This window comes from Burkholderia sp. KCJ3K979 (assembly GCF_016759955.1).
Classification (GTDB): Bacteria; Pseudomonadota; Gammaproteobacteria; order Burkholderiales; family Burkholderiaceae; genus Burkholderia; species Burkholderia orbicola.
Genome location: NZ_JACFYV010000287.1, coordinates 1 through 7220 on the forward strand (window position 1 = coordinate 1; position 7220 = coordinate 7220).

General features: G+C 69.0%; 9 protein-coding genes. All 9 read right to left on the minus strand.

Going from position 1 to position 7220, the window contains the following annotated elements; all coding sequences use genetic code 11:
• Positions 1-39: 39 nt before the first annotated feature.
• The 9 genes from ku to H3O04_RS32620 all read right to left on the minus strand — a co-directional run bounded on the left by ku (position 40) and on the right by H3O04_RS32620 (position 7184).
• A complete protein-coding gene (gene ku, locus H3O04_RS32580) occupies positions 40-1059 on the minus strand; it encodes a non-homologous end joining protein Ku (RefSeq protein WP_124476438.1) in 1020 nt (339 codons plus the stop codon).
• A 116-nt stretch (positions 1060-1175) separates the two neighbouring features.
• Complete coding sequence (gene katE / locus H3O04_RS32585; protein WP_202589258.1) at positions 1176-3290, minus strand: catalase HPII; 2115 nt, start codon at positions 3288-3290, stop codon at positions 1176-1178.
• Positions 3291-3417: 127 nt separating this feature from the next.
• Positions 3418-3804, minus strand: a complete 387-nt coding sequence (locus tag H3O04_RS32590; RefSeq protein WP_011545555.1) for a DUF3022 domain-containing protein — start codon at positions 3802-3804, stop codon at positions 3418-3420.
• Positions 3801-3962: a DUF1328 family protein gene (locus H3O04_RS32595; protein WP_006767422.1), complete on the minus strand. Its 162-nt coding sequence runs from the start codon at positions 3960-3962 to the stop codon at positions 3801-3803. Before H3O04_RS32595 ends, H3O04_RS32590 begins: the two co-directional genes overlap by 4 nt.
• A 46-nt stretch (positions 3963-4008) precedes the next feature.
• Positions 4009-4197: a DUF3008 family protein gene (locus tag H3O04_RS32600; protein WP_011545556.1), complete on the minus strand. Its 189-nt coding sequence runs from the start codon at positions 4195-4197 to the stop codon at positions 4009-4011.
• 72 nt (positions 4198-4269) lie between these two features.
• Complete coding sequence (locus H3O04_RS32605) at positions 4270-5703, minus strand: RNA polymerase factor sigma-54 (RefSeq protein WP_011545557.1); 1434 nt, start codon at positions 5701-5703, stop codon at positions 4270-4272.
• 223 nt (positions 5704-5926) lie between these two features.
• Entirely contained in the window at positions 5927-6436 is a 510-nt protein-coding gene (locus H3O04_RS32610; protein WP_011545558.1) for a DUF892 family protein, read from the minus strand.
• 74 nt (positions 6437-6510) lie between these two features.
• Positions 6511-6825 (minus strand): hypothetical protein, encoded by a 315-nt coding sequence (locus tag H3O04_RS32615; RefSeq protein ID WP_012336615.1) that lies wholly within the window; start codon positions 6823-6825, stop codon positions 6511-6513.
• A 47-nt stretch (positions 6826-6872) separates the two neighbouring features.
• A complete protein-coding gene (locus H3O04_RS32620; protein ID WP_023477786.1) occupies positions 6873-7184 on the minus strand; it encodes a hypothetical protein in 312 nt (103 codons plus the stop codon).
• Positions 7185-7220: the final 36 nt, after the last annotated feature.

Here is a 7220-nt window from a genome sequence, read left to right on the forward strand (position 1 = left end):
TCGGAACCGGAATCGAAATCGGAGTCGGCGTCATCGGCGTCACGCCGCGTGCTTGCGGCGCGCGGCCGTCTTCTTTGCCGCAGGGGCGCTCGTCGCGCCGCGTTTCGCGGCGGTCTTCTTCGCCGCGGTTTTCGTCGCCGCGCCCTTCGATGCGGATTTCGCCGCCGGCTTGCGGCGCGCGCCGCCGCGCGACGACGACGATGAAGACGCCTCGTCCTCCTCTTCGCCACGCTCTGCACGCAGGTCCGCCGCGCGCGCCCCCGCGCCGCCCTTCAGGCTGCGCTTCAGCAGCTCGGTCAGATCGACCACGTTGCTCGCCGCGCGGCCGGTCTGCGCGGGCCGGTCCTCGATCTCCTCGATCTTGCCCGCGCGCACCTTGCGCTCGACCAGTTCGAGGATGTCGTCGCGGAACGTGTCGTGATATTCGTCGGGGGTCCATTTGCCGGACATGTCGTCGATCAGCTTCTTCGCCATCCCGAGCTCGCGCGCACTGACGCCCGCGCCCTTCGCGTCCTCGGCCGGCACCGACAGCTCGTCGAGCGGCCGCAATTCCTCCTGCCAGCGCAGCGTATCGAGGGCGAGTATCGGCCCGACCGGGATCAGCGCGCCCAGATGCTGGCGGTCGCGCATCACCACCAGCGCGATGCCGATCTTGCCGCTGTCCTTCAGCGCGTCGCGCAGCAGCGCATAGACCTTCTCGCCCTTGCGGTCCGGCACCAGGTAGTACGGCGTGTCGAGATAGAGGAACGACACGGCGTCCTCGTCGACGAAGGTCAGGATGTCGACGGTCTGCGTCGATTCCGGGTTCGCCGCGCGGATCTCGTCGTCGGTGAGCACGACGTAGCGCTCCTTCTCGTATTCGTAGCCGCGCACGATGTCCTCGCGCGTGACCTCCTTGCCGGTGCGCTTGTTGATCTGCCGATAGCCGATCGGGTCCATCGAGCGCTTGTCGAGCATCCGGAACGACGGTTTCACGGTGCGCGTCGCCGGATACAACTGCACGGGCACGTGCACGAGCCCGAAGCTGATCGCGCCTTTCCAAATCATCCGCGGTGCCATGCATGTTCCTCCTTGCCGGATGCGCGCCCGCCCGAGGGCGAGCGCGCCATACGGCGCAAGCCGCTTGTCGGCCGCTTGTCGGCCGCTTGTCGGCCGCTGTCGGCCCGATGCCGGCCCTATGCCGGCAGCTCCTCCGCCTGCTGTTCGCGCGCCCACACGCGATGCTGGCCGAGGTGATCCGACAGCGTGTTCAGCACCGCGTCGAGATCGACGGCCTGGCCGACGCACACGCCTTCGGCCGGGTCGGGCAGGTGGGCGGCGCTGAGCAGTTGCCGTCCCGAGCCGACCGCCGCGATCGGCTTCAGGTGCTTGAACGCTTCCCGCACGAAATGGCGGGCGTCGGCGCTGTGCGCGAGATCGCGGCCATCGCCGTCGCCGCCGCACACGAACACCGCATCGAACATCACCGACGGCATGCCGACCAGCGTCGCCTCCGGCACGATGCCGCCGATCGGCGCGAGCGTCGGCGCGACGATCGTCGGCACCGCGTGCGCGGCCTGCAACGCGTCGCGCACCTGCTCGACCAGCACCGGATTCACGCCGGGCGTCGCGATCAGCGCGATCTTGCGCGAGCGGATGCCGGGCTTCGCGCGGCCGATCAGGCTCAGCGCCGGCGAGCGCTGCGGGACGGCCGGCGTCGCGGCCGCCTGCGGCGCGGGCAGCCCGAGCCGTTCGGCGACCTGCGCGGCGAGCCCCGCGTCGAAGCGCGCGATGATCTCGTTGACCACCCGTTCGCGAATGTGCGGCTGCGTCACCTTGCCGAGCTCGAAGCAGTACGCGTCGCGGATATGCCGCTGCTCGATCTCGGTCATGCTCTGGTAGAACAGCGCGGCCTGCGAGAAATGGTCGGCGAACGATTCGCTGCGCACGCGCACCTTGTGGCCTTCGAGCGGCTCGGGCACGGTCTCGAACCCGCCGCCGGCGGGCGCGGGCGGCGTCTCGCGCGGCCAGCCGCCGCTCGTGGAATTGGGCTCGTACGACGCCTGGCCGACGTTGATCGTCTGCCGGTGCAGCGCGTCGCGCTGGTTGTTCGCGAACGGGCACACCGGCCGGTTGATCGGGATCTCGTGGAAATTCGGGCCGCCGAGCCGGCTCAGCTGCGTATCGGTGTACGAGAACAGCCGGCCCTGCAGCAGCGGATCGTTCGTGAAATCGATGCCCGGCACCACGTGGCCCGGGTGAAACGCGACCTGCTCGGTTTCCGCGAAGAAGTTGTCGGGGTTGCGGTTCAGCGTCATCCGGCCGATCGGCCGCACCGGCACGAGTTCTTCCGGCACGAGCTTGGTCGGGTCCAGCAGGTCGAAGTCGAATTTGTCCGCGTCGGCCGGATCGATCATCTGCACACCGAGTTCGAACTCCGGATAGTCGCCGTGCTCGATCGCCGTCCACAGGTCGCGCCGGTTGAAATCCGGATCGTGGCCGGCGATCCGCTGCGCCTCGTCCCACAGCAGCGAATACGCGCCGCTCACGGGCCGCCAGTGGAATTTCACGAACCGCTCGACGCCGGCCGCGTTCACGAAGCGGAACGTGTGGACGCCGAAGCCGTCCATCGCGCGATAGCTCGCCGGCAGCGCGCGGTCCGACATCAGCCACAGCACCATGTGCGTGGTTTCCGGCACCAGCGACACGAAATCCCAGAACGTGTCGTGCGCGGACGCGCCGGTCGGCATCTCGTTCGGCGCCTCGGGCTTCACCGCGTGCACGAAGTCGGGAAACTTGATCGCGTCCTGGATGAAGAACACCGGCATGTTGTTGCCGACGAGATCGTAGTTGCCTTCCTGGGTATAGAACTTCACCGCGAAGCCGCGCACGTCGCGCACGGTGTCGGCCGACCCGCGCGGCCCCTGCACGGTCGAGAAGCGCACGTACACCGGCGTTTCGGCGGCCGGGTCCTGCAGGAACGCGGCCTTCGTGTAGTCGGCCATCGGCTCGTATACGCGAAACACGCCGTGCGCGGCCGAACCGCGCGCATGCACCACCCGCTCCGGAATGCGCTCGTGATCGAAATGCGTGATCTTCTCGCGCATGATGAAGTCTTCGAGCAGCGACGGGCCGCGCGCGCCGCCCCGGAGCGTGTTCTGGTTGTCGGCGATCCGCACGCCCTGGTTGGTGCGCAGCGCCTCGCCGTCGGGCCGCGCACGATTCGCGTCGAGCTGGCGCGATTTCGCGCTGTCGGGTGGTTGCGTCGGTTGCGTCGGGGGCGTCTTGCCGGCGGATGGGGGAGTCGTCATCGTCAGGTGTCCTCGTGGCATTCGGTAGGGAGCCGCTGCCGCACGGCGACGCGCCGCGGCGCACGCGTGCGGACGGCAGGGAAAGCCGGCCCGGCGCGCCGCGAACGGCCGCGGGCCGGCTGGAACGTCAGGGCGCGCGCAGCGCCGCGTCGAACACGACGGCCGTCACGTCGAGCGCCACGTTGCACTCGATCGCGGCATCCTCGACGCGCGGCTTGTGCTCGTCCACCGCGCGCCGCGCGCGATCGCACAGCTGCGTGCGCACGCGCAGCCGGTCGGCCGCGTCGAGTGTCGCGTAGCGTTCGATCACGTCCGCATCGAAGCGCATGTCGACCGAGCAGCGCCATTGGCGCGCGTCCTCGTCGGACGGCACGCGCACCCACGACACGTTGATCGTCAGCCGGCCGGACGCGTCGTCCGCATGCACGACCACGGTCGACTGCGACGGAAAACTGATCGCGAGCGCATGCTCGAGTTCCGCGACGCGCTGCGACCGGTCGGGCATCACCGTCATCGTCGCACGACGCCCAGCAGCAACGTGACCAGGAAGATCACGACGAAGATGTAGAACAGGATCTTCGCGATTTCGGCCGCACCGGCCGCGATGCCGCCGAAACCGAACACGGCGGCAATGATCGCGATGATGAAGAAAATGATGGCGTATCGAAGCATGGAACCCTCCTGGATGACAGCAGTCGTCACTAAACGTCGGCGCCGTTCACGCATCGTGCTTGTGTTTCGGTTTGCCGCGCGTGGGCGTGGACGCCATTTTCTCGAGCTCTTTCTCGCTCATCGACTTGGCCATCGATTTCGACGGCGGCTTGAGGTCCTTCATTTTCGTGTCACCGCGCTTGGCCGACAGCGCGGCCCCTGCGGCGCGCTGCTGGGCCTGGGATTTGGCTGGCATGGTTGCGCTCCTCTCGTTGGCGCGCGAGCCGACGCGAGAGACGGCACGCGCGGGGTTGGAACAGTGAGGCCGTCACGCGGCGTCGCGGCGCCGCAGGTCGGCCGGCGGAATCTTCATCGCCTGGCGATACTTGGTCACCGTGCGGCGCGCAAGAAGGATGCCGCGACCCGCGAGGTTTTCCGCGAGCGCGACGTCGGACAGCGGATCGGTCTGCCGCTCGGCCGCGATCATGTCGCGGATCAGCACCTTCGCGGCCGACGCCGAACACACGCCCTTGCCGGCTGCTTCCAGCTTGCGCGGGAAGAAATGCTTGAATTCGAACGTGCCGTGCGGCGTGGCCATGTACTTGTTGCCGGTCGCGCGCGAGACGGTCGATTCATGCAGGTCGAGCTCTTCCGCGATGTCGCGCAGCACCAGCGGCTTCATCGCGATCTCGCCGTAGCGGAAGAAATCGCGCTGCCGCGCGACGATGCATTCGCCCACGCGCTGGATCGTGTCGAAACGCTTCTGCACGTTGCGGATCAGCCAGCGCGCTTCCTGCAACTGCTGGCCGAGCGGCGAATCGCGCTCGCCGCTCGACTGCGCGAACAGCGTCGCATAGCGCTCGTGCAGGCGGGCGCGCGGCAGCACGGCCGGATTGATCGTGACGATCCATTCGTCGCGCACCTGACGCACGATCACGTCGGGCACCACGTAGTCGCCGCGCGTGCTGCCGTAGTGATTGCCGGGGCGCGGGTCGAGCCCGCGCACCAGCGCGCAGGCCGCGTGCAGCGTCTGCTGGTTGCAGCCGAGGCGCCGCTGGATCTCGGCCGTCTCGCGGCGCGCGAGCCGTTCCAGATGCTCGCGCGCGATCGCCTTCGCTTCCGCGAGCGCCGGCGTGCCGGCCGGAATCGCGTCGAGCTGCAAGACCAGGCATTCGGACAACGAACGGGCCGCGATACCCGGCCGGTCGAGCATCTGCACGAGCCGCAGCGCGACCGCGAGATCCTGCTCCGACAGCAGCCACGCGGGATCGGCCGCGACCAGCAGTTCAGGCAGCTCCTGACGCAGGTAGCCGTCGTCGTCCAGCGCATCGATCACCAGGCGCGCGGCCTCGCGGTCGCGCTTGTTGAGCGGATAGAGCCGCAGCGCATCGTGCAGTTGCTGATGCAGCGACGGCTCGGCGGCGATCCATTCGCCGGGCGACAGGCCGTCGGTATCGTCGCCCTGACGGCTCGTGCCGCGCGGCGCGGGCGCCGCGGTAAACGGCACCTCGCCATCCGGCGGGCGAATGTCGTCGTGCTCGGGCGCCGCTTCGGGCGCGGCCGCTTCGGTCGGCTGCTCGGGCGTGCCGGCAACGGTGTCCTCGTCGCCCTGGCCGTCTTCGAGAAACGGGTTCATGTCGAGCGCCTGACGCAATTCCTGTTGAAACTCCAGCGAGGACAACTGCAGCAGCCGCAGCGACTGCTGAAGCCTCGGCGTAAGTGCGAGATGCTGTCGCATCTGCAGCGCAAGCGAGACGGGCATCGAAAGCCTCCTGACGGTTCGGTTCGCGGGTATCTCTTCTGCCGAACGTCACGCAGCTTCCGTGCCAGTCGCGCGAAGCGCGCTGCGACGCGGCTCTCGCGGGTTCGTACCCCGTCTCGCCGGGCAGCGGAGCCGCTTTTTTACAAGCCGGGGGCAAGTTAGGGGGCACGTATTTCGCTCGCGGAAAACGGCCCGTCCCAGAAGTAGCCCGATGGCCGCGCCGTCACCGCTTCGCGTCGATGCGGTCCACCGCCGAACGATCGAGAAACGCCGTCGTCAACTCGGGCAGATGGCGCAGCAGCCACGCGGCCATGTCGCGCTCCTGCTGGAGAATCCGCTCGCAACACGCGCGGATCTCTTCTTCGCCGGCCGCCTGAGCCGCCGCGACGAGCGCGGTGTATGCAGCGATTTCCAACTGCTCGAATGCGTAGGCGGCCAGTGCCGTCTTCACCACTTCGTCGTCCGCCAGCATGCCGCTCGCGATCTGCCCGTATGCGGCGATGCGCGCGGCGAGATCCTTGCTCGCCGACGGCGACGTGCCGAGCCGCATCAGGCACGCCTCGACGAGCGCCTGCTGGCCGAGCGTGTCGTCGAGATGCTGCCGCAACCGGTCCTGCAACTGCGGGTAGTGGCCGACCCGCTTCATCTGCGCGTCGATCATCGTCTCGGCCTGGCGCTCCATCGCGTAGGCATCGCGCAGCCAGTCCTCCAGGTGTTCGTGCTGATTCGCCATCGCGTTCCTCCGGCCGCATCGCGGGGCGGCATGCCGTGACGCGGCGCCGCGGCGCGTCCCCGCGACGCGTCCTATCAGTACTGCATCGGCGGCGGCGTGCCCGGCAGCGGCTGGTCGCCCTGTGCGCCGTTCGGGCCCGGCGGCGGCACGTCGACCGGTACGTCGACCCTCGTATCCGGCGGCATCGTGTTGCCCGGCGACGGACGCGGGTCGTAGCGCGTATTCGCGTCCGGCATCGTCGTGGTCGACTGCGCGCCGCGGCCGTCAGGCGGCGCGGGCGGCGCCCCGCGCGTGCCGTACGGGCCGTTGGTGGGTTGCGTGCATGCGCCCAGCGCGCACGCGGCGGCGAACGCACAGGCGCCCACGCGTATCGTCTGGATCGTGTTCATCGAGTCCTCCCTGAATCGGCGGCTGCGGTCGGCCAGTGCGGCGCGGCTCAGAGCCGGTTGAAATGGAAATCGCCCGCGTACGCGGTCGGTGCGCGGCGCGCCATCATCGTGTCGAATTCGGCCGCGACGCGCGTGAGCGTGCCGCGTTGCCGGTCGAGGTCGGCCCGTTCGAGCGCGGCGAAGGCGTCGGCGTCGAACGTCACGGTCAGCGACGCCGGATGGCCGTCGACGCGAAAGCCGATATGCAATGCGCCGGCCGGCTGCTCCTCGACGTGGAACGGCATCGCGCGCGCCTCGAAATGACGGCCGAGCGTCTCGGCGATGTCGCGCAGCATGCCGGGTTTCACACGGATACTCATCGCACATCCTCCATTCGCATGAGCGGCGGCGCGCCC